Consider the following 912-nt stretch of genomic DNA (forward strand, 5'->3'; position numbering starts at 1 on the left):
CGGTGCGTTGCAGCAGCGCGGGGGCGTAGAGCGGATCGTCCGGCGCGATGCCGGCGAGCAGGGCGGCGGCGGCCTCGGGGCGCTTGTCCTGCATCGCATCGGTCGCGGCGAGCATGCGGGCGGCGGTGAGGTCGGGCCGCAGATCGAGCGCGAAGCGGAGCAGGATGCGGCGCAGCAGCGGGTCCTGCCGGCCGCCGACGGTGCCGGCGAGGGTGAGATAGGCCTCGGCGATGCCCTGGCGGGGGGTGTCGACGACCGGGCGGCGGGCGGCGCGTTCGAGCGCCGGCAGGGCGATGCGCAGCTCGGGGTGGGAGGCGACCAGTTGCAGCAGCAGGGCGCGGGCGTGGCCGGGATGGCCGGCGCGGTCGGCGAAGCTGGCCAAGGCGAGGGCGAGGCGCAGGTTGGGCTGGCCGATGCCGAGCGTGGCGAGGGCGTAGAAGCGGGCGGCCTGGGCCTCGCGCCCGGCCATGTCGGCGATCAGCGCGGCGTTGAGCCGGTAGATCGGCGCGAAGGGGCCGGGGTGCGCGGCGGCGCGGTCGAGCCGGCCGATCGCCGCGCCGTATTCGGCGTCGCCGGCCTCGCACCAGGCGAGCAGGACCGGGCGGATCAGGCCGGTGAGCCCCTCGGCCGGCAGCGCGGCGAAACGGGTGGCGGCCTGCTTCCAGTCCCCCGCCTTCGCCGCCGCGTCGCCCAGCGTCATGACCGCGAGCGGATCGCCGGGCAGGCGGGCGGCGAGGCGCGCGGCGTCGGCCTTGCCGGCGAGCAGGGCGCTGAGGAAGCTCTGGCCGGCGAGGCGGGCATTGTCCGGGTCGGCGGCGAGGGCGGCGGCGAAGTAATGCGCGGCGGCCGCGTTGTCGCCGGTCTGGGCGGCATAGGCGCCGGCCATGGCGGCGCCATAGGGCGCGGAGACCG

1 pseudogene is annotated in these 912 nt (G+C 77.7%); it reads right to left on the bottom strand.

What is annotated here, in order from left to right:
* A pseudogene (locus tag APM_RS12060) lies at window positions 1-912 on the bottom strand (hypothetical protein); the annotation flags it as partial.

Source organism: Acidiphilium sp. PM, from assembly GCF_000219295.1.
In the GTDB taxonomy this organism is placed as follows: domain Bacteria; phylum Pseudomonadota; class Alphaproteobacteria; order Acetobacterales; family Acetobacteraceae; genus Acidiphilium; species Acidiphilium multivorum.